Source organism: Pseudomonas sp. MF09150, assembly GCF_059862355.1.
The window spans coordinates 580,886-603,178 of record NZ_JCBCUS010000001.1; the positions used below are offsets into that span (position 1 = coordinate 580,886).

Below are 22,293 nucleotides of genomic sequence, written 5' to 3' on the forward strand. Positions count from 1 at the left end.
TCACGACACCCCCTCGCCCACCGCCAGCGCCAGCCCTTCCTGCCACCAGGCCGCAAGGCTGTAGACGTCGGGCGCCTTGAGGATGCTGAAATGGTTGCCCGGGCCATGCCACACCGACAGCGGTTCGACGTACTGGCGCCAGCCGCGGATCATCGCCTCCTGCTCCAGCAGGTTGCCGGCGCTGTCCAGGGCCGGGTCCTCGGCCAGCACCAGGCGCACCGGCCCCCGGTACAGCAGCTGTGGCTGATAGACCGTGCGCAGCGCCGCGCCAAAGGTGCGCACCGTGCCGTAGATCGCCTCGGGGGTTGAACGGGGCGACAGCTGGCCGACCCGCACCATGCCCGCGTGCAGCAGGCGCAGTTGGGTCGGGTCGTCTGCGGCGGCAAACGCCACCGGCTCGATGCCCAGGGATTTGCCCGACGCCAGCTGCAAGGCCTCGATCAGGCGCTCCAGGACCGCCGTCGCGGTGTACGGCCTGGCCACCCCGCCATTGCCGCCGGGCGCTTCGCTGTCGATCAGGGTCAGGGACGCCACCGTGCGCCCGCGGGCCTGCAGGCGGGCGGCCAGGGCATAGGCCACCCAGCCGCCGAAGGAATGGCCGACCAGATGCAGCGGCCCCTCCGGACACACTTGCTCCAGCGCCAACAGCCCGTGCTCGGCAGCGCTTTCCACCTGACTGTGGGGCGGCCATTGCCCATCCAGGCCCCGTGGCTGCAGGCCGAACAGCGGCCAGTCCGGCCCCAGGGCATCGGTCAGGCCGATAAATCCGGTCACGCTATCGCCTGCCCCCGGCACGCAGAAAATCGGCGCCTGCCCGGGGCGACCGGTCTGGATACTCAGCAGCGGCTGGTGCGGCGCCAAAGCCTCGGGGGCCGCGGCCGCCATGGCCGCACTGATCGCCTGCCCCAGGGTCTGGACATGGGGCGCCTGCATCATGCTCAGGTGATCCCCCGGCACACTGACCGCCTGCAAGCGCGGCCCCAGGACGTCGCCCCAGCCCAGGCTGGTACTGCGCCGCGCCAGCTCGGTCGGGCGTTCCCGGGCACAGAACAGATGCACCGGCAGCGCGATCGGATGCAGGGCGTAATGGGCCATGGCATGCCCGTGGGCCACTTCCCGCGCCAGGAAGCGTTCCAGGTCGCTGGCCGGGGTTTCCAGCAACTGCGGGTTGAGCACCTGGCGCTCACGGCAGGCCTGGAGCAGTGAAGCAAAGTCATGCTGTTCAAGCTCCATGCCCAACTGTCGGACCCGCTCCAGGGCCGCCTCGCCGGGCACACCCTGGACCGTCCAGTGGCTTTCGCATTGCAGCAGCAGGTGACGCTTGAGGGCGTGCGGCCCATTCCAGCGGGCCTTGCCCTGATCGGTCAGGCGCGGCATGTAGCTGTCGATCAGGCCAAGAAACTGCACCACCTGGTCCTGCCCCTGCAATTGCAAGGCGACCTCATACACCAGCACCCCGCCAAACGACCAACCGGCCAGGCGGTACGGCCCCTCGGCCTGCACCGAGCGGATCAGCCGTACCAGGCGCGCGGCCAGGCCCTCCAGGGTGTGCAATTGCGGGTGCTGCAAGGCGATCCCGGGCAAGCCGTAGATCGGGAAATCGCCCTCGATATGCCGCCCCAGTACCGGGAAGTACAGGTCCATGCCGCTGAACTCATGCACCAGGAACAACGGCGGCTGGCTGCCACCGGCACGCACTTCGATCACGCTCTGCTGGTCGTCCGGCACTGCCGTGCGCTGGCCGAGCAAGGTGGCAATCGACTCGACGCTGGCATGCTGGAACAACTCGGCCAGGGTCACTTTCAACCCTTCCTGCTGCATGCGATTGAGCAGGCGGATCGCCAGCAGCGAGTGCCCGCCCAGCTCGAAAAAGCTGTCATGGCGACCGACCTGCGGCACGTGCAGGACCTCGGCCCAGACCCGCGCCAGGCTCTTCTCCAGGGCCGTGATCGGCGCCTCATAGGCCCGTCCGGCCAGGGCTTGCAGCTCGGGCGCAGGCAGGGCCTTGCGGTCCAGCTTGCCGTTGGCGGTCAGCGGCAGGTGCTCGAGCAGCACATAGGCCGCGGGCACCATGTAGTCCGGCAGCTGGCTCTGCAATGCGACGCGCAGCCCTTCGCTGTCCGCCGTGGCGGCCGTGGCGTGACGGGTGTAATAGGCCACCAGGCGCTTGTCCCCCGGGCCGACCTCGCGCACCAGCACTGCCGCTTCCCTGACCCCGGGGCATGCGGCGAGCCGGGTTTCGATTTCGCCCAGTTCGATGCGGAAACCCCGCAGCTTGACCTGATCGTCGGTGCGACCGATGCACTCCAGCCGCCCCTCGCCCAGCCAGCGACCCAGGTCGCCGGTGCGGTACATCAGGCGCCCGGGCTGCTCGACAAAAGGGTCGTGCACAAACTTTTCGGCGGTCAGTTGCGGGCGGTTCAGGTAACCCCTGGCCACGCCCTGGCCGCCGATGTAGATCTCCCCTACCGCCCCCAGCGGCACCGGTTGCCGGCTGCGATCCAGGACATACACCCGGGTGTTGGCGATCGGCCCGCCCACGGCCACGCTGTCGGCATCCGCCGCCAGCGCCCGGACCTCGAAGGTGGTGGCAAATGTGGTGGTTTCGGTAGGACCGTAGCAGTGCACCAGACGCAGGTCCGGGGCCTGCTCCAGCAAGCGGCGAAAGGCCCCCGGATCGGCGCGCTCACCGCCGCACAACAGCATGCGCAGGCCCTTGAGGGCCTCGGGAATCAGTTGCACATACTGGTTGAACAACGACGTGGTGAGAAACAGCACGGTCGCCCCCGAGTCCACCAGGGCCCGGCCGAAGACCTCGGGTTCGAGCAGGGTCTGATGTTCGATCACCAGCACCTGGCCACCGTTGAGCAAGGCGCCCCAGACCTCCATGGTGCTGGCGTCGAACGCCGGATTGGAGACAAACGCCAGCCGATCCAGGGGGGTGAAATCGGCGTAACCGTTGTCGCGCACCAGGCGCACGATGGCGCGGTGCGGCACCAGCACGCCCTTGGGGGTGCCAGTGGAGCCGGAGGTGTACATGATGTACGCCACCGCTTCGGACGATTGCGGCAACTGCGGGTCCTGGCTCGGCCAGCCATCGAGGCCCGCTTGCAGCAGGTCCAGGCGCGGTACCGGGTGTTGCAGCAGCGTCTCGCCCCGGGTCAGCAACAGCACCGCCCGGCAGTCGTCGAGCATAAAACCCAGGCGCTCGGCCGGAGCGTTGATGTCCAGCGGCACATAGACCGCCGCGCACTTGTTGATCGCCAGTTGGCCAAGCAACAGCTCGAACGAACGCGGCAGCAGCAGCGCCACGTTGTCCCCCGGCTGCACACCCAGGTCGAGCAAGCGGTGCGCCAACTGGTTGGCCCGCCGGTTGAGCTCGTGGTAGCTCATGGATTGCCCGCCCTGCACCGCCGCCACTGCCTGCGGACTGGTCTGGGCCTGGGCCTCGAACAGCCGGTGCACGGTCTGTTCGTGGTGCACGTCGCGGTCGCTGGCGTTGAACTGCACCAGCAATTGTTGGCGCTCCTGCGCGGAGAGAATCGACAGCTGGCCGATGGCCTGCTGCGGCGTCTGCTCCAGGGCCTGCACCAGGTTGTCCAGGGCGGTCTGCATATAGGTGCAGACCCGCTGCGCGCCGATGCCGGCAGCCGCCATGGCGCTGAGTACAAAGTCACTGCCCAGGTCGTCCACGCTCAGGGTCAGCAGGTAGTTGCTGCGCTCCTCGGCCTTGAGCAGATGCATGCCGTGCCAGGCCGCCCCGGCCGCCGCCGATGGCGCCGTCGCCACCGCGCTGTGGCGGTAGTTGAGCAGCGCGCTGAACAACGGGGTCGGCGGCGCCACCCCGCTGCAACGCTGGGCCAGGGCCAGGGGCGCGTGCTCATGGGCCAGCAACCGGGCGAGCCGGGCATGGGTCGCCAGCACCGCGGCACGGACGCCTTGCTCGCCAAGGTCGACCCGCAGCGGCAAGGTATTGATAAACACCCCCAGGGCCCGCTCGGCGCCCTCGCCGCCCTGCATCCGGCCAAACAGCACGCTGCCGAACACCGCGTGCTCCTGGCCCGAGACCGCGCCCAGCACCTGGGCCCAGGCCAGGTGCACCAGGCTCGCGGCGCTCACCCCCAACTGCCGGGCCTGGTTGCGCAGGCGCTGGTTCAAGGGTGCGCCCAAGGCCAGGCGAGCTTCTTCGATATCCCGGCCGTCACCCTGGACCTGGGCCAGGCCGAACGGCAGGGTCGGTTCGTCGATATCGCCGAGCATGTCGCGAAAGAACGCCTCGTGTTCCTGCTCGCCCATGCCCAGGCGGGTCTGGGCCACGTAGTTGCGGTACGGCACCGCCGGCGCCAGTTGCTCGCGCTGGTCGAGCAGGCAGGCCTGGACTTCCTGCTGCAACACCTCAAGGCCCACATGGTCCATGACCAAGTGATGAAACAGCAGCAAGGCCACCACCCGCTGCTGACGCTTGTCCCAGGCGTGGTACAGGCGCAGCAGCGGCGCCTGGGCCAGGTCCAGGCGGAAATGCCGCGGGTCGAAGCGGGTCAGCAATTGCTCCAGCACCTCGCCGCCGCTGGCCCTGACCCGCAGTTCCTGCACCTGCAGCGCGGCCTGGCGCAGCACCACTTGCACCGGCTCTTCGAGCCCGTCCCAGAACACCGCGGTGCGCAGGATATCGTTGCGTTCGATCACCGCCTGCAAGGCCTGGGTAAAGGCCTGCAGCCGCTCCTGACTGTCAAAGGCGAACTGCGCCTGCAGCAGGTACGGATCACCCTGGCTGGAGAGGATATGGTGATACAGGATCCCCGCCTGGAGCGGCGCCAGGGGGTAGATGTCCTGCACGTTGGCCACGCCGCCCGGGATGTTGGCGACGATCCGGTCAATCGCCTCCTGCTCCAGGTTCAACAGCGGCAGCAATTGTGGAGTGATGCGTGGGCAATCGGGGCCAATCAGGTTGGCCGGCACCTCGACTTCGCGGCCTTCGCCCACGGCCGCGGCCAGGGCCGCCAGGGTCGGCTGGCCGAACAGCACCCGCACATCCGCCGTCAGCCCGGCCCGGCGCATGCGCCCGATCAGGGTGATCGCCAGCAGCGAATGCCCGCCCAGTTCGAAGAAGTGGTCATGGCGCCCGACCCGCTGCACATTCAGCAGCTCGGCCCAGAGCCCGGCCAACAGGGTTTCGGTAGCGCCGATGGGTGCTTCATAAGGCCGCGCCTGCATCGACTCCAGGCCCGGCGCCGGCAGGGCCTTGCGCTCAAGCTTGCCGTTGGGGCTCAGGGGCAAGGCCTGCAGGTGCACGAACAGCGCCGGCACCATGTACTCCGGCAGGTGCAGCAGCAACTGGCTGCGCAGTTGTTCGATGTCCAGCCGCTGGCTGGCGTCAGCGGTGGTGCAATAAGCCACCAGGCGCTTGTCCCCCGGCACGTCCTCCCGGGCCAGGACCACCGCCTCCTTGATCCCGGGCAACTGGGTCAGGCGCGCCTGGATTTCCCCCAGTTCGATACGCAGGCCGCGGATTTTCACCTGGTCATCGTTACGCCCCAGGTACTCCAGGTTGCCGTCGGCCAGGTAACGGGCCACATCCCCGGTGCGGTACAGGCGCGCCTCGGGTTCGCGGCTGAAAGGATCGTGCACAAAGCGCTCGGCGTTGAGTTGCGGCCGATTCAGGTAACCCCGCGCCACCTGCACCCCGCCGATATACAGCTCACCGGTAACCCCCAGCGGCACCGGCTGCAACTGCCCATCGAGCACATACAGGCAGGTGTTGGCGATCGGCTTGCCGATCGGCGTGTTGTCCGGGGTCTGCTCCAGAGGGCCGGCGCAGTTCCAGGCGCTAACGTCTACCGCAGCCTCGGTCGGACCATACAGGTTATGCAACTCACTGCCCGGCAACTGGCCCTTGAAGCGTCGCACCAGGCTCCCCGGCAGCGCCTCGCCACTGCAGATCACCCGCAGCAGTCCAGTGCAACGGGCGGCCTGGCCCTGGGCCAGGAACACATCGAGCATCGACGGCACAAAATGCACAGTGCTGATGCCCTCGGCCTGGATCACCTGGCTCAGGTACAGCGGATCCTTGTGCCCGTCCGGGCGCGCCATGACCAGCCGCGCACCGGTCATCAGCGGCCAGAAGAACTCCCACACCGAGACGTCGAAGCTGAACAGGGTTTTCTGCAACACCGCGTCCGCCGCCGTCAGGCCGTAGGCCTGCTGCATCCACAGCAGGCGGTTGACCAGGGCCCGGTGTTCGTTGATCACGCCCTTGGGTTGGCCGGTGGAGCCGGAGGTGTAGATCACGTACGCCAGGTTGCGCGGGCTCGACCCGGGCACCGCTAGATCATCGTGCGGTTGGTGATGCCACAGTGGCTGATCGAGGTCGATCAGCGGCGCCGCCACCTCAGGCAGCAGGTGCCTAGTCGCGCCGTGCAGCAACAGGGCCACCGGCGCGCTGTCTGCAAGCATGTAGGCAATGCGTTCCGCCGGGTAGCCCGGGTCGATCGGCACGTAACCGCCGCCGGCCTTGAGGATTGCCAGCAGGCCGATGACCATCTCCAGCCCACGCTCGACGCAGATCGCCACCCGCGTATCCGGGCCCACACCTTGCTCGCGCAGGTGCCGGGCCAACTGGTTGGCCCGGGCATTGAGCTGGCGATAGCTCAGCTGCCCGCCCTCGGCCACCAGGGCCGGCGCATCGGGGCTGCGTTGCACCTGGGCCTCGAACAGGCCGTGGATACTCCGTTCCAGGTCGAACGCTACCTGGGTCGCGTTGAACGCCACCAGCAATTGCTCGCGCTGGTGCGGCTCAAGCAGCGGCAATTGCTCCAGCAGCCCCTGGTCATCGGCGACCATGGCCCGCAGCAGGCGCTGGAAGTAACCGGCATAGCGCTCGATGGTGCTCCCATCGAACAAGGCCGAGGCATACACCAGGGAGCCGACAATCTGCCCCTGGGCTTCACCCAGGTTCAAGGCCAGGTCGAACTTGGCGAAGGTCTCGCCGCCCTCCAGCACCTCCAGTTGCAAGGCATCCAGCGCCAGGGCGGCACCGGGCTGGCCGTCCCAGGACAACATGCTCTGGAACAGCGGGCTGTGGGACAGGCTGCGCTGCGGCCGGGTGATCTCCACCACCTGCTCGAACGGCAGGTCCTGGTGTTCCTGAGCTTGCACAACCCGGTCCCTGACCTGGGCCAGCAAGGTCGCGACGCTCAACCCGGGCGGCAGCTCGATGCGCAGGGCCAGGGTGTTGACGAACAGGCCGATCAGCCCCTCGACCTCGGCCCGCGTGCGGTTGGCCACCGGGGACCCGATCACCACCTCGGCCTGCCCGGCCAGGCGACCGAGCAAGGCGCCCCAGCCGGCGAGCAAGGTCATGTACAGGGTGCTGCCGTGGCGTCGGCTCAGGGCCTTGAGTTGCTCGGTCAGGCCCGGGTCGAGGCGCAGCTCGACACTGCCCCCGGCATAGTTTTGCTGCGCAGGGCGCGGGCGGTCAGTGGGCAGGCTGAGCAAGGCCGGGGCACCGGCCAGGGCCTGCTGCCAATAGGCGCTTTGTTGCTGCAGGCGCTCACCGCCGAGCCAGCGCCGCTGCCAGAGCGCAAAGTCGCTGTACTGCACCGCCAGAGGCGGCAACGGGTCGCCCTGGCCCTGGCTGAAGGCCGCGTACAACGCCATCAGCTCACGGGTCAGCACCCCCATCGACCAGCCATCGGCGACGCTGTGGTGCAGGGTCAGCAGCAGCACATGGTGCTCGGCGCCGAGCTGCGCCAGGTGCCCGCGAATCAGCGGCCCCCGGGCCAGGTCAAATGGCTGTGCCGCCTCGCCTTGCACCAGGGCCTGCAAGGCCTGGGGATCCGCACTCAGGTCGTGCCGGCCGAGGCTCAACAGGCCCTCGGCGGCGGCAATCAACACCTGCGGCTGATCCTCGACCTGCACAAAGCGGCTGCGCAGGACCTCGTGGCGCCGCACGATGCCTTCCAGGGCCTGAGTCAGCGCGGCCACGTCCAGCGGCCCGCGCAGCCTCAGGCCCAGGGGAATGTTGTAGGCGCTGCCGGCGCCCTCGATCTGGGCCAGGAACCACAGGCGCTGCTGAGCGAACGACAACGGCAAATGCCCCTCGGCGCTCTGCGCCACAATCGGTGGCAGGCTGTCGGGACGCGCCTGGGCCAGGGCCTGGGCCACGGCGGCCAGTTCCGGGTTGGCAAACAGGTCGCTCAGGGCCAGTTCCAGGCCCAGTTGCAGGCGCACCTGGGACACCATGCGCATCGCCAGCAGCGAATGCCCGCCCAGCTCGAAGAAGTGATCGCGACGTCCGACCCGCTCGACCTGCAGCAAGTCGGCCCAGATCTGCGCCAGCCCGATTTCCAGGGGGCCTTGCGGCGCCTCGTAGTCGCGGCTGAACAGCGCCGCCAGGTCCGGCGCCGGCAAGGCCCGCCGGTCGAGCTTGCCGTTGGCGGTCAGCGGCAGTGCGTCCAGGCGCACATAGGCCACCGGCACCATGTACTCCGGCAAATGGCTTAGCAGGTGGCCGCGCAATTCGCCCGGCTGCGGCGCGGCGCTGGGGTCGAGGGCGGTGAAATACGCCACCAGCCGGGCCTGCCCGGGCTGGTCTTCACGGGCCAGCAGCAGCGCTTCCTTGATCCCCGGGTAAGCGTTGAGGCGGGTTTCGATCTCGCCCAGTTCGATGCGCACCCCGCGGATCTTCACCTGATCGTCGTTGCGCCCCAGGTAGTCGAGGCTGCCATCGGCCAGCCAGCGCGCCAGATCACCGCTGCGGTACATGCGCGCGCCGGGCGTGGCCGTGAACGGGTCGTCGACAAAGCGCTCGGCCGTCAGCTCGGGACGGTGCAGGTAGCCCCGCGCCACCCCGGCCCCGCCGACGTACAGCTCACCGGCCACGCCGACCGGCACCGGCCGCCGCTGTTCATCCAGCAGGTACACCCGGGCGTTGGCGATGGGCGTGCCGATGTGCAGGGGCCCTCCGGCTTCGATCGGGCCGGAGGTCGCCACCACTGCGGCTTCGGTCGGCCCGTAGTTGTTGATCACCTTGAAGCGCTGGTCCCGGGTGAACTGGCGCAGGCGGTCACCGCCGATCAACAGGGTGCGCAGGGTCGGGTGGCCCAGCGCCTGGGCGAAGGCGTATTCCGCCACCGGGGTCGGCAGGAAGCTGACGTCCAGCGGCTGCCCGCGCCACCAGTCCAGCAGTTGATCGAGGTTGCCGCTGCCGATCCCGGCCGGCGGCAGGTGCAGGGTGGCGCCGACGCACAGCGCCGGCCAGACCTCCCAGGCCATGGCGTCAAAGCCGAAACCGGCGACGCTGCTGGTGTGGCTGCCCGGGCCCTGGGCGAAAGCCTGGTTATGCCAGTCCACCAGGTTGAGCAGGCTGTGGTGCTCAAGCATCACGCCCTTGGGCAAGCCGGTGGAACCCGAGGTGTAGATCACATACACCAGGTGCTGCGCGGTCAGCCCGGGCACCTGGGGGTTGGTCGAGGGTTGCAGCCAGCGCTGATCGAGATTGATTAGCGGCAGCGCCCTCTGCCCCAGCAAGCCGAGCGTGGCGGGCTCGACCAGCACCGCCGCCGGCGCGCAATCCTCCAGCAGCCAGGCCAGGCGTTGCCCGGGATGGCTCGGGTCGAGGGGCACGTAAGCGCCACCAGCCTTGAGGATCGCCAGCAGGCCGACGACCATGCCCAGCCCGCGCTCGACGCAGATCGCCACCCGCGAATCCGGCCCCACGCCCTGTTCGCGCAGATGATGGGCCAACTGGTTGGCGCGCTCGTTGAGTTCGCGGTAGCTCAGTTGCTGCTCGCCGACCTGCAACGCCAGCGCTTGCGGGGTGCGTGCCGCCTGGGCCTCGAACCGCCCATGCAGGGTCTGCCCCTGGGCAAACGCCACTGGTGCCGGGTTGAATCCTTGCAGCACCTGCGCCCGGGCCTCGGGGTCGAGCAGGCTGATCTGCCCGAGGGGGCGCTGGTCGTTGGCCACCATGGCCTGCAACACGACCTCGAAATACCCCAGGTAACGCTCTAGGGTCCGGTGCTCGAACAAGGCCGTGGCGTACACCAGGGAACCGCAAATCCGCCCCTCGCTCAGGCCCAGGGTCAGGCTCAGGTCGAACTTGGCCACGTGCTCGCCGCCGCTGACCGCTTCCAACTGCAGATGCAATTCACTCATGGCCTGGGCCAGGCCCGGGCCCGAGCCGCTGTCCCAGGCCAGCATGTTCTGGAACAACGGGCTGTGGGACAGGCTGCGCTGCGGCCGGGTCAACTCCACCACCTGTTCGAACGGCAGGTCCTGATGGGCCTGGGCCTGCAGGGTCACATCCCTGACCTGGGCCAGCAGCGTCTCGACGCTGTGCTCCGGCGCCACCTCGATGCGCAGCGCCAGGGTGTTGACGAACAGGCCGATCAGGCCTTCGACCTCGGCCCGTGTGCGGTTGGCCACCGGCGAACCGATCACCAGGTCGTCCTGCCCCGAGAGCTTGCTCAGCAGCAGGCTCCAGCCTGCCAGCAGGGTCATGTACAGGGTGCAGCCATGGCGCTGGCTCAGGGCTTGCAGCCCGGCGCTCAACTGCGGGTCCAGCGCGACCTCGACACAGCCCCCGGCATACGCCTGCTGCGGCGGACGGGGCCGGTCGGTGGGCAGCAGCAACAAGGCCGGGGCGCCGGCCAGGGCCTGCTGCCAGTAGGCACTTTGCCTGAGCAGCAACTCGCCGCTGAGCCAGCGCCGTTGCCACAGGGCAAAATCGCCGTACTGCAAGGCCAGGGGCGGCAACGGGTCGTCCCGGCCCTGGCTGAAGGCCGCATACAGCGCCACCAGCTCCCGGGTAAGCACGCCCATCGACCAGCCATCGGCGACGATATGGTGCAGGGCCAACAGCAGCACGTGATGCTCGTCTGCCAGGTGCAGCAGTTGCCCACGAATCAGTGGCCCCTGCTGCAGGTCGAAGGCGTGCGCGCCGTGGGCCCGCACCTGCTCCTGCAACGCCGCCGCCGGCTGGCCGCGCAGGTCCTGGTAATGCAACTGGAAACCGGCCTCGGCCGGGGTGATCTGCACCCGGGGCTCATCGTGTTCCAGGATAAAACGGCTGCGCAGGCTTTCATGGCGCGCGACGGTCCGCGCCAGGGCCCGTTGCAGCGCATCGGTATTCAGGCGCCCACGCAGGCCCAGGGCCACCGGAATGTTGTAGGCGCTCGCCAGCCCCTGCATCTGCCCGATAAACCACAGCCGTTGCTGGGCAAAGGACAGCGGCAGCGGCGCGTCCCGAGGCACCGCCAGTATCGGTGGCAGCGCGCTGCGTCCGGCCCGGGCCAGGACCTGGGCCACGGCCGCCAGTTCGGGGTTGGCAAACAGCTCGCCCAGGGCCAGCTCCACGCCCAGTTGCAGGCGCACCTGGGACACCATGCGCATCGCCAGCAATGAATGGCCGCCCAGCTCGAAAAAGTGATCGCCGCGTCCCACCTGCTCCACCTGCAGGACCTCGGCCCAGATCTGCGCCAGGGTGGTTTCGAGCTCGCCCTGGGGCGCCTCATACCCGCGGCTGAAGGTCGCCGCCCGGTCGGGTTTGGGCAGGGCCCGGCGGTCCAGCTTGCCGTTGGCGGTCAGCGGCAGCGCGTCGAGCCTGACGTAGGCCACCGGCACCATGTACTCCGGCAGGTGCGCCAGCAGGTGGCTGCGCAACTCGGCCGGCGCCAGCGCCTCGACTGCCGGCTGTTCGGTGAAGTAGGCCACCAGCCGTGGCTGGCCGGGTTCATCTTCCCGGGCCAGCACCACCGCTTCGCGTACCCCGGGCAATTGATTGAGGCGGTTTTCGATTTCCCCCAGCTCGATGCGCATGCCGCGCACCTTGACCTGATCGTCATTACGCCCCAGGTACTCCAGGCTGCCATCCGCCAGCCAGCGCGCCAGGTCGCCGCTACGGTACATGCGCGCCTGGGGCTCGCGGCTGAAGGGGTCGTGCATAAAGCGCTCGGCGCTCAATTCGGGGCGGCTGAGGTAACCCCGGGCGACCCCGGCCCCGCCCACATACAGCTCCCCCGCCACCCCCAGGGGCACCGGGCGTTGCTGCTCGTCCAACAGGTAGACCCGGGCATTGGTCATGGGCTTGCCGATCGGCAGGACCTGGCCCGGTTCGATCCGACCCGAGGTCGCCACCACCGTGGCTTCGGTCGGGCCGTAGTTATTGATCACTGCAAACCCCGGGTCCCTGGAGAAATGCCGCAGGCGGTCGCCACCGATCAACAGGGTGCGCAGGGTCGGGTGCCCCAGGTTCTGGCTGAAGGCGTACTCGGCCACCGGGGTCGGCAGAAAGCTCACGTCCAGGGGCTGGGCGCGCCACCACGTCAGCAGCTCGTCCAGGTCTTCGTTGCCGTCCCGGGCGGGCGGCAGATGCAGGGTCGCGCCGGCACACAGCGCCGGCCAGATTTCCCAGGCCATGGCGTCAAAACCAAAGCCGGCCAGGCTCGACGTATGCCGCCCAGGGCCCAGGTCGAAGGCCTGGTTGTGCCAGTCCACCAGGTTGCCCAGGGTCCGATGCTCAACCATCACCCCCTTGGGCAGGCCGGTGGAACCGGAGGTGTAGATCACATAGGCCAGGTGCTGCGCGGTCAAATTCGCCAGTGACGGATCGGCGAACGCCACCCCTGCCGCGGCGCCGTCCTCAAGCTCGATCAGCGGCACGGACAGGGCCGGCAAGCGCTGCCGCAGCCCGGCCTGGGTCAGCACCGCCACCGGGGTGCAGTCATCGAGCAGGTAGCTCAGGCGTTCCAGGGGCTGGGCCGGGTCGATCGGCACATAACAGGCTCCGGCCTTGAGCACCGCCAGCAGGCCGGCCAGGGTGTCGAGGCCGCGCCGGGCGATCACCGCCACCCGGTCATCGGGCTGCACACCCAGGTCCAGCAGGCGCCGGGCCAGGGTATTGGCCCGGCGATTGAGTTCGCCATAGGTCAGTGGCTGCCCCTGGTACAGCGCCGCCACGGCATCCGCCTGCTCGGCAGCGCGGGCCGCGACCCGCTGGCCGATGCTCAGCCCTTGCGGGTAGTCGACCCGGCTGCCATTCAAGCCTTGCAGCAGGTGCTCGCGCTCGGCGCCAGGCAGGACCGACAACAGGTTCAGTGCCCCCTGCGGCGCCTGCTCCAGGGCCTGCGCGAGGTTTTCCAAGGCCGTGCGCAAGTAGTCGCAAACCCGCTGCGGATCGACCTCGCGGCTGGCCAGCAAGGTCAGGGCAAACCCCTGGCCCAGGTCATCGACGCTCATGGTCAGGGGGTAGTTGGTGCGTTCCTCGGAGTCGAGGCTGGAGATGCCCTGCCACGCCGCGACCAGATTGGCGCTGGGCGGCGCGCTGTGGCGGTAGTTGAGCAGGCTGCTGAACAGCGGCGCCGGGGCCGCGACCGCGCTACAACGCTGGGCCAGGGCCAGTGGCGCATGTTCATGCCGGAGCAAGGTGGTGAGCCGTCCGTGGGCCGCCTTGACGGCGTCCTGCACGGCGCTGGCGTCCAGGTCGAAGCGGAACGGCAAGGTATTGATAAACATGCCCAGGGCTCGGTCATTGTCGCCACCGCCCTGCATGCGCCCCATCAGCACCGTGCCGAACACCACCTTGCGCTTGCCCGACAGCGCCCCCAGCACCTGGGCCCAGGCGGTGTGGAACAGGCTCGCGGTGCTCACCCCGAGCAACCGCGCCTGGGTTCGCAGGCGCTGGCACAGGGCCGGTTCCAGGGGCAGGCTGAATTCGTCGATGGCACTGCCATCGCCCTGTACATCGTGCAGGCCGAACGGCAGGGTCGGCTCGTCGATATCGCCGAGCATCTGGCGGAAGAATGCCTCGTGCTCCTCCTCGCTCATGCCCAGCCGGGCCTGGGCCACGTAGTTGCGAAACGGCACCGCCGGGCCCAGCACATGGCCCTGGCCCAGGAGCAAGGCACACATTTCCTGGCGCACCACGTCGAGGGCGCTGTGGTCCAGGGCCATATGGTGAAACAGCAGCACGGCGACGATCCGCCGGTTGGCCGGGTCTTCGGCATAGGCCAGGCGGATCAGTGGCGCCTGGGTCACGTCCAGGCGGTAGTGACGGGCGTCGAAGCGCTGGTGCAACTGCTGGAGAATATCGCCGTCGGCTGCCGCCAGCGGCACGGCCTGCAACGCCAGCGTGGCCTGGCGCCAGACCACTTGCAGCGGCGTTTCCAGGCCTTCCCAGAGCACCGCCGTGCGCAGGATGTCATGGCGTTCGATCACCCCCTGCAAGGCCTGGGCAAAGTCCTGCAAGCGTTGCAGGTGGTCAAAGGCGAAATGCGCCTGCATCACATAGGGGTCGCCCTGCCCGGCACTGGCATGGTGGTAGAGAATGCCCTCCTGCAAGGGCGCCAGGGGATAGATGTCCTGCACGTTGGCCGCACCGCCCGGGACACTGGCGAGCACCCGCTCCAGGGTCGCCGGGTCCAGCTGCACCAGGGTCAGCATGTCCGGCGTGATATGGCGGCTACCGGGCAGAATGCCGTTCGGCGGCACCTCGACCTGGCCGGACCTGGGCGCCGAGTACTGCCCCGAGCGGATCATCTCGATCAGCAGCGGCTTGTACTCGCGCAACTGGGCGATCACCGCAGGTTCGGTCAGCGCCTGGCGATTGCCCTGGACAATCAGTTGCTCATCGCGCACCGCGAGCTGGATGTCTTTTGCCTTCAGTGTTGCCAACAGTTCGATCACGCTCACAGGACGATCTCCATTCTTTCGGTAATTGCCGCGTACCCGGCCAGGGTCGGATGTTCGAACAAGGCCCTGACATCGGCTTCCATGCCTTCCTGATGCAGCCGGCCGATCAGGCTCACGGCCAATAGCGAGTGCCCACCCAACTCGAAGAAGTTGTCGTGGCGCCCCACCCGTTCCACGTTGAGCAATTGCGCCCAGAGCCTGGCGAGGAGGATTTCGGTGTCGCCCTGGGGTGCCTCGTACTCACGGACGATGGCCGCCTCCAGCCCCGGGGCCGGCAGCGCCTTACGGTCTAGCTTGCCGTTGGGGCTCAGGGGCAAGGCCTGTAGATGCACATACAGCGCCGGCACCATGTACTCCGGCAGGTGCTGCAACAGCTCCCCGCGCAGGGCCTCGACCTCCAGCCGCGAGCCGGCCTCGTGGGTGCTGTAATAGACCACCAGACGCTTGTCTCCCGGCACGTCTTCCCGGGCCAGGACCACGGCCTCCCTGACTTCGGGCAACTGGGTCAGGCGGGCCTGGATCTCCCCGAGTTCGATGCGCAGGCCCCGCAACTTGACCTGATCATCGTTGCGCCCCAGGTACTCGATATTGCCGTCGGCGCGGTAGCGGGCCACATCGCCGGTGCGGTACATCCGGGCGTTGTCCAGTGGGCTGAACGGGTCCACCAGGAACCGTTCGGCGTTCAACTGCCCACGGTTCAGATAACCCCGGGCCACCTGCACCCCGCCGATATACAGCTCGCCCACCACGCCCTGGGGCACCGGCTGCATCTGCTCGTCGAGCAGGTACAGGCGGGTGTTGGCGATGGGCTTGCCGATCGGCGTGTTGTCCGGGGTCTGCTCCAGGGGACCGGCGCAGTTCCAGGCCGTCACATCCACGGCGGCTTCGGTCGGCCCGTAGAGGTTGTGCAACTCGCTGCCCGGCAACTGCTGCTTGAAGCGCCGCACCAGGCTCCCTGGCAGCGCCTCGCCGCTGCACAGCACCCGGACCAGGGCGCGGCACGACTGCGCCGCGCCGTGGGCCAGGAACAAGTCGAGCATCGACGGCACAAAATGCACGGTGCTGATGCCCTCGGCCTGGATCACCTGACACAGGTAGGCCGGATCCTTGTGCCCCTCAGGGCGCGCCATCACCAGGCGCGCGCCGGTCAGCAGCGGCCAGAAGAACTCCCAGACCGAGACGTCGAAGCTGAACGGAGTCTTCTGCAACACCGCGTCCGCCGCCGTCAGGCCATAGGCCTGCTGCATCCACAGCAGGCGATTGACCACCGCCCCGTGCTCGTTCATCACCCCCTTGGGTTGCCCGGTGGAGCCCGAGGTGTAGATCACGTAGGCCAGATGCCCGGCGTGCAGCTCAGGCAGCTGCGGGTTGTCCAGGGCCTCGGCCGGCCACAGCGGCTGGTCCAGGACCAGCAACGGAGCGAGCCCCGCCTTCACCAGCGGCTGCGTCGCGGCTTGCACCAGTACCACCACCGGCGCGCTGTCTTCGAGCATGTAGGCGATACGTTCTGCCGGGTAGCTCGGGTCGATCGGCACATAGGCGCCGCCGGCCTTGAGAATCGCCAGCAGGCCGATGACCATTTCCAGCCCGCGCTCGACGCAGATCGCCACCCGGGTGTCCGGGCCCACGCCCTGGCGCCGCAGGTGATGGGCCAGCTGATTGGCCCGCAGGTTGAGCTGGCGATAGCTCAACTGTTGCCCGCCGGCCAGCAGCGCCGGGGCCTGCGGGCTGCGCTCGACCTGGGCCTCGAATAGCCCGTGCAGGGTCTGGTTCAGGGGATAGGCGACCTCGGTGGCGTTGAGCTCCAGCAGCAGGTGCTGACGCTCGGCGCCGGTGAGGATCGGCAAGCGGTTCAGGGCCATGTCCGGCGCTCGCTCCAAGGCATCGGCCAGGGATTCGAGGGCCGTCTGCATATAACCGCAGATGCGTTGCGCGCCGATCCGCGCCGGGGTCATGGCGGTCAGGCTGAAGCCTTCGCCGCGATCATCCACGTTCAGGCTCAGGGGATAGTTGGTGCGCTCCTCGCCGGCCAGGGTCTCGATCCCGTGGGCCGATGCCGGTGGCGCCGTGGGCGCGCTGCTGTCCTGGCTATGGCGGTAGTTGAGCATGGCGCTGAACAGCGGCAGCGGCGCCGCCACCCCGCTGCACCGCTGGGCCAGGGCCAGGGACGCGTGTTCATGACCAAGCAAGGCACTGAGCCGGCGATGGGTGGCGCGAACCCCGTCACGCACCCCGGTAGCGTCGATCTCGACCCGCAGCGGCAGGGTATTGATAAACATGCCCAGGGCCCGGTCCGCGCCCTCGCCGCCCTGCATCCGTCCCAGCAGCACCGTGCCGAAGACCACCGCCTGCTTGCCGGACGTGGCGCCCAGCACCCGGGCCCAGGCCAGGTGGAACAGGCTCGCGGCACTGATCCCGAGCAACCGCGCCTGATGCCGCAGACGGGCGCTGAGGGCACTGGGCAGGGCCTGGCTGCGCTCTTCGATATCGCCGCCGTCGCCCTGCACGTCCTGCAGGTCGAACGGCAGGGTTGGCTCGTCGACATCCCCCAGCATGTCGCGGAAGAACGCCTCGTGTTCCTGCTCGCTGACACCCAGGCGCGCCTGGGCCACATAGTTGCGATACGGCACCGGCGTCCCCAGGTTCTGGCCCTGGCCCTGCAGGAAGGCCCGCAGCTCATGGCCGACCACGTCCATGGCGGTGTGGTCCAGGGCCAGGTGATGGAACAGCACCACCGCGACGATTCGTCCCTGGACCGGGTCCTGGGCCATATGCACCCGCATCAGCGGCGCCCGGGTGATGTCCATACGGTGATGGCGCGCATCGCAAAGCCCGTGCAACTGGCCAAGAATATCCCCGGCGGCCGGGTCCAGCCGTTCCTCGTGCACCACCAGCTCGGCATTGCGCAGCACCACTTGCAGCGGTTGCTGCAAGCCTTCCCAGAACACCCCGGTGCGCAAGATATCGTGCCGCGCGATCACCTGTTGCAGGGCCTGGGTAAAGGCCGTGAACAGCGCCCGGTCGGCAAACGCCATATGGGATTGCAACAGGTACGGATCGCCCTGCCGGGCAGTGATGTGGTGGTAGAGAATGCCTTCTTGCAACGGCGCCAGGGGGTAGATGTCCTGCACATTCGCGGCGCCGCCCGGGACCCGCTCCAGCAAGCCATCAAGGGTGGCCTGGTCGAGTTCGACCAGGGGCAGCATGTCCGGGGTGATGCGCGGGCAATCGCCCGGGATCAGGTTGTCCGGCACTTGCACCTCGCGCCCGCTGCCCACCGCAGCCGCCAGGGCGGCCAGGGTCGGCTGGCTGAACAGCACTCGCACATCGGCGCCGAGGCCGGCCTGGCGCATGCGCTCGATCAGGCTCACCGCCAGCAGCGAATGCCCGCCCAGCTCGAAGAAGTGGTCATGACGCCCCACTTGCTCGACCTTGAGCACCTCCTGCCAGATCTGCGCCAGGGCCATTTCCACGGCGCCCTGGGGAGCCTGGTACTCACGGCTCAGCAGATGCTGCGCAGCCGGCTCCGGCAATGCCTTGCGGTCCAGTTTGCCGTTGGCCGTCAGCGGCAGGGCCGGCAACTGCACATAGGCCAGCGGCACCATATGCCCGGGCAGGCTGGCTTGCAGCCCGCTCCGCAGCGCTTCGATATCCAGGCCCTCGGCGGCGGTGAAATACGCCACCAGTCGGCTCTGCCCCGGCTCATCCTGGCGCGCCAGCACCACCGCTTCGTTGAGGCCAGGGTGGCGCGCCAGGGCACTTTCGATTTCCCCCAGCTCGATGCGCATACCGCGGATTTTCACCTGGTCATCGTTGCGTCCCAGGTAGTCGAGGGTGCCGTCGGCCTGCCAGCGCGCCAGGTCGCCGGTGCGGTACATGCGCGCCTGGGGCTCGCGGCTGAAGGGGTCGGCGAGGAAGCGTTCGGCGGTCATTTGCGGACGGTTCAGGTAGCCCCGGGCAACCCCGGCGCCGCCGACATACAGCTCGCCGGCCACGCCCACTGGCACCGGCCGCTGCTGACGGTCCAGCAGGTAGACCCGGGCGTTGGCCATGGGCGTGCCGATATGCAACGCCTGCCCGACCTGCACCGCGCCCGAGGTGGCGACCACCGTGGCTTCGGTGGGGCCGTAGTTGTTGATCACCGCAAAGCTCTGGGCCCGGGGGAATTGGCGCAGGCGGTCGCCGCCGATCAGCAGGGTCTTCAGGGTCGGATGGTGCAGGTGCTGGCAGAAGGCGTATTCGGCCACCGGCGTCGGCAGAAAGCTCACCGTCAGCGGCTGCGCCTGCCACCAGGCCAGCAACTGCTCGATGTTTTCATTGCCGACTTCCGGCGGCGGCAGGTGCAGGGTCGCGCCGACGCACAGGGCCGGCCAGACTTCCCAGGCCATGGCATCGAAACCGAAGCCGGCGACGCTGGACACCTGGCTGCCCGAGTGCTGCTCAAAGGCCTGGTTATGCCAGTGCACGAGGTTTTCCAGGGTCCGGTGCTCCACCATCACGCCCTTGGGCAAACCGGTGGAACCCGAGGTGTAGATGACATAGGCCAGGTGCGCCGGGGTCAGTTGTGCCAGCTGCGGATTGGCCAGCGCCGGGTTGTGCCAGGCCGACTGGTCCAGGTCGATCAGCGGCAGCTCCAGGATCGGCAATTGCCCAAGCAGTGCGCCCTGAGTCAATAACGCCAGGGGCGCGCTGTCTTCCAGCAGGTAGCGCAGGCGCTCCCTCGGCAGCGCCGGGTCCAGGGGCACATAAGCGGCGCCGGCCTTGAGAATCCCCAGCATCCCCACCAGCATCGCCGGGCCGCGACGCACGCAGATCGCCACCCGATCGTCCGGCTGCACCCCCAGCTCCAGCAGATGCCGGGCCAGTTGATTGGCCTGCTGGTTCAATTGGCGATAGCTCAATTGCTGCGGGCCCTGGATCATGGCCAGCGCATCGGGAGTCTCGGCGACCCGGGCTTCGAACAGGCCATGAAGGGTCTGCCCGCGCGGGTAATGCCGGCGATTGGCGTTGAAGGTTTCCAGCAACTGCCGGCGCTCGGCCTCGGGCAGAATCGGCAGGCGGTTCAGCGCCAGCCCCGGGTTTTGCTCCAGGGCTTGGGCCAGGTGCTCCAATGCCGTGTGCATATAGCCGCAGATGCGCTGTGGCCCCAGGTGCGCCACCGCCAGCACGCTCAAGGCAAAGCCCTGGCCCAGGTCATCGACACTCAGGCTCAGGGGGTAGTTGCTGCGCTCTTCGCCCCCCAGCAGCTCGATGCCGGCCCAGGGCGCCTGCTCGTCATGCAGCCCGTCGTGGGCGCTGTGGCGGTAGTTGAGCAAGGCACTGAACAGCGGCGCACTCACCGCCACCCGGCTGCAACGCTGGGCCAGGGCCAGGGACGCGTGCTCGTGACCGAGCAGTGCGCTCAAGCGCCGGTGCACGGCGCGCACGCCGTCACGGACGCCGGTTTCGCCCAATGTCACCCGCAGCGGCAAGGTATTGATAAACACCCCGAGGGCGCGGTCAGCGCCCTCGCCGCCCTGCATGCGGCCCATCAGCACGGTGCCGAACACCACGTCCTCGCGGTCGCAAAGCCGGCCCAGGACCTGGGCCCAGGCCAGGTGCATCAGGCTGGCGGCGCTCACCCCCAGCGTGCGCGCCTGCTCCCGCAGACGCTGGCTCAGCGCCGCCGGCAATGGCCAGTGCGCCTCGTCGATATCCAGACCATCGCCCTGCACATCCTGCAAGCCAAATGGCAGGGTCGGCTCTTCGACGTCCCCCAGCATGTCGCGGAAAAACGCCTCATGTTCGTGCTCCCCAGCCCCCAGCAGGGCCTGGGCCACATAGTTGCGGTACGGCATGGGCGTGCCCAGCTCGCCGGGCTGCTTGAGCAGCAGCGCGCGCATTTCCGCGCCCACCACTTCCATCGCCGTATGGTCCAGGGCCAGGTGGTGGAACAGCAGCAGGCTGACCACCCGTCCATGCTGCGGGTCCTCGGCATGAATCAGGCGCATCAGCGGCGCCTGGGCCAGGTCCAGCCGGTGGTGCCGGGCATCGAAGCGCGCCTGCAATTGCTCGACGATATCCCCCGCCGCCGGGTCCAGCTGCTGCGCCTGCACATGCAGCTCGGCATGGCGCCAGACCACCTGAACGGGGTGCTCCAGGCCTTCCCAGAGCACGCTGGTACGCAGAATATCGTGGCGCGCGATCACCTGCTGCAAGGCCTCGGCAAAAGCCTGCAAGCGCTCCAGGCTGTCGAAGCTCAGGCGCGATTGCAGCAGGTAGGGGTCACCCTGCCCGGCGCTGATGTGGTGGTAGAGAATCCCTGCCTGCAAGGGCGCCAGGGGGTAGATGTCCTGCACATTGGCCGCACCGCCGGGCACGCTGGCGACGATCAGGTCGATGGCCTCCTGGCTCAGTTCCAGCAGCGGCAGCAGGTCCGGGGTGATGCGCTGGCAACCGAGGGCAATGCGGTTGGCCGGGACTTCGATCTCGCGCCCACTGCCCACCGCAGCCGCCAGGGCGGCCAGGGTCGGCTGGTTGAACAGCACCCGCACATCGGCGCTGAGGCCGACCTGGCGCATGCGTTCGATCAGGCTCACCGCCAACAGCGAGTGCCCGCCCAGCTCGAAGAAGTGATCATGGCGCCCCACCTGCTCGACCTTGAGCACCTCGGCCCAGATCCGCGCCAGGGTGATTTCGACCTCACCCAGTGGTGCTTCATAGGCCCGGCTCAGCAGCGCCGAAGCGTCCGGTGCCGGCAGGGCCTTGCGGTCGAGCTTGCCGTTGGCGGTCAGCGGCAACCGTTCCAGCTGGACATAGGCCGCCGGCAGCATGTAGTCCGGCAACTGGCCTTGCAGGGCACCGTGCAAGGCCTCGATATCCAGGGCCTCGCCGGCCACCTGCGGCGTGCAGTACGCCACCAGGCGCTTGTCACCCGGGGCGTCTTCGCGCACCAGCAACGCCGCCTCCCGGACCCCGGCACAGGCCGCGATCCGGGTTTCGATTTCTCCCAGTTCGATGCGAAAGCCCCGCAGCTTGACCTGCTGGTCGTTGCGTCCCTGGTACAGCAGCACGCCGTCGGCGCGCCAGCAGGCCAGGTCGCCGGTGCGGTACATCAAGCCTTGAGGGGCGTCGGCAAAGGGGTCGGCGATATACATCTGCGCCGTCAGTTGCGGCTGGTTGAGGTAACCCAGGGCCACCCCTGCTCCACCGATATACAGCTCGCCGACCACGCCCACCGCCACCGGCTGCTGCCGGGCATCCAGTACATAGGCGCGGCTGTTGCCGATCGGCCGGCCAATGGGAATGCCACCGGCGGCGACGGCCTTGATCTCGAAGGTGGTGGAGAAAGTCGTGGCCTCGGTCGGACCGTAGCCATTGAGCAGGTGCCGAGGCGCGCCGTGTTCCAGCACCCGGGCAATCACACTCGGGTCCAGCACATCGCCACCGACCATCAGGTAGCGCAGTTGGCGGAACGCGCCGAGCAAGCCATCGGCATGCTGCTGGAACAGGCCGGCGGTCATCCACAACACGCTGACTTTCTGCTGTTGCAGCAGCGCTCCCAGGGCCTGGCTGGACAGCACCACGTCCTGGTCGACCACCACCACTCGCCCGCCATTGAGCAAG

Annotated in this window: 2 protein-coding genes (1 of these 2 running past the window's edge); both read right to left on the reverse strand. The window is 68.4% G+C overall.

Going from position 1 to position 22,293, the window contains the following annotated elements:
- Positions 1-14,688, reverse strand: coding sequence for an amino acid adenylation domain-containing protein (locus tag AC19YX_RS02445; protein ID WP_500605585.1), 14,688 nt, complete (start codon positions 14,686-14,688; stop codon positions 1-3).
- Positions 14,685-22,293, reverse strand: the 3' end of a protein-coding gene (locus AC19YX_RS02450; protein WP_500605586.1) for a non-ribosomal peptide synthase/polyketide synthase. 15,185 nt of this gene lie beyond the right edge of the window; 7,609 of the gene's 22,794 nt are visible here — the last part of the coding sequence; its start codon lies beyond the right edge, outside the window; it ends in the stop codon at positions 14,685-14,687. Before AC19YX_RS02450 ends, AC19YX_RS02445 begins: the two co-directional genes overlap by 4 nt.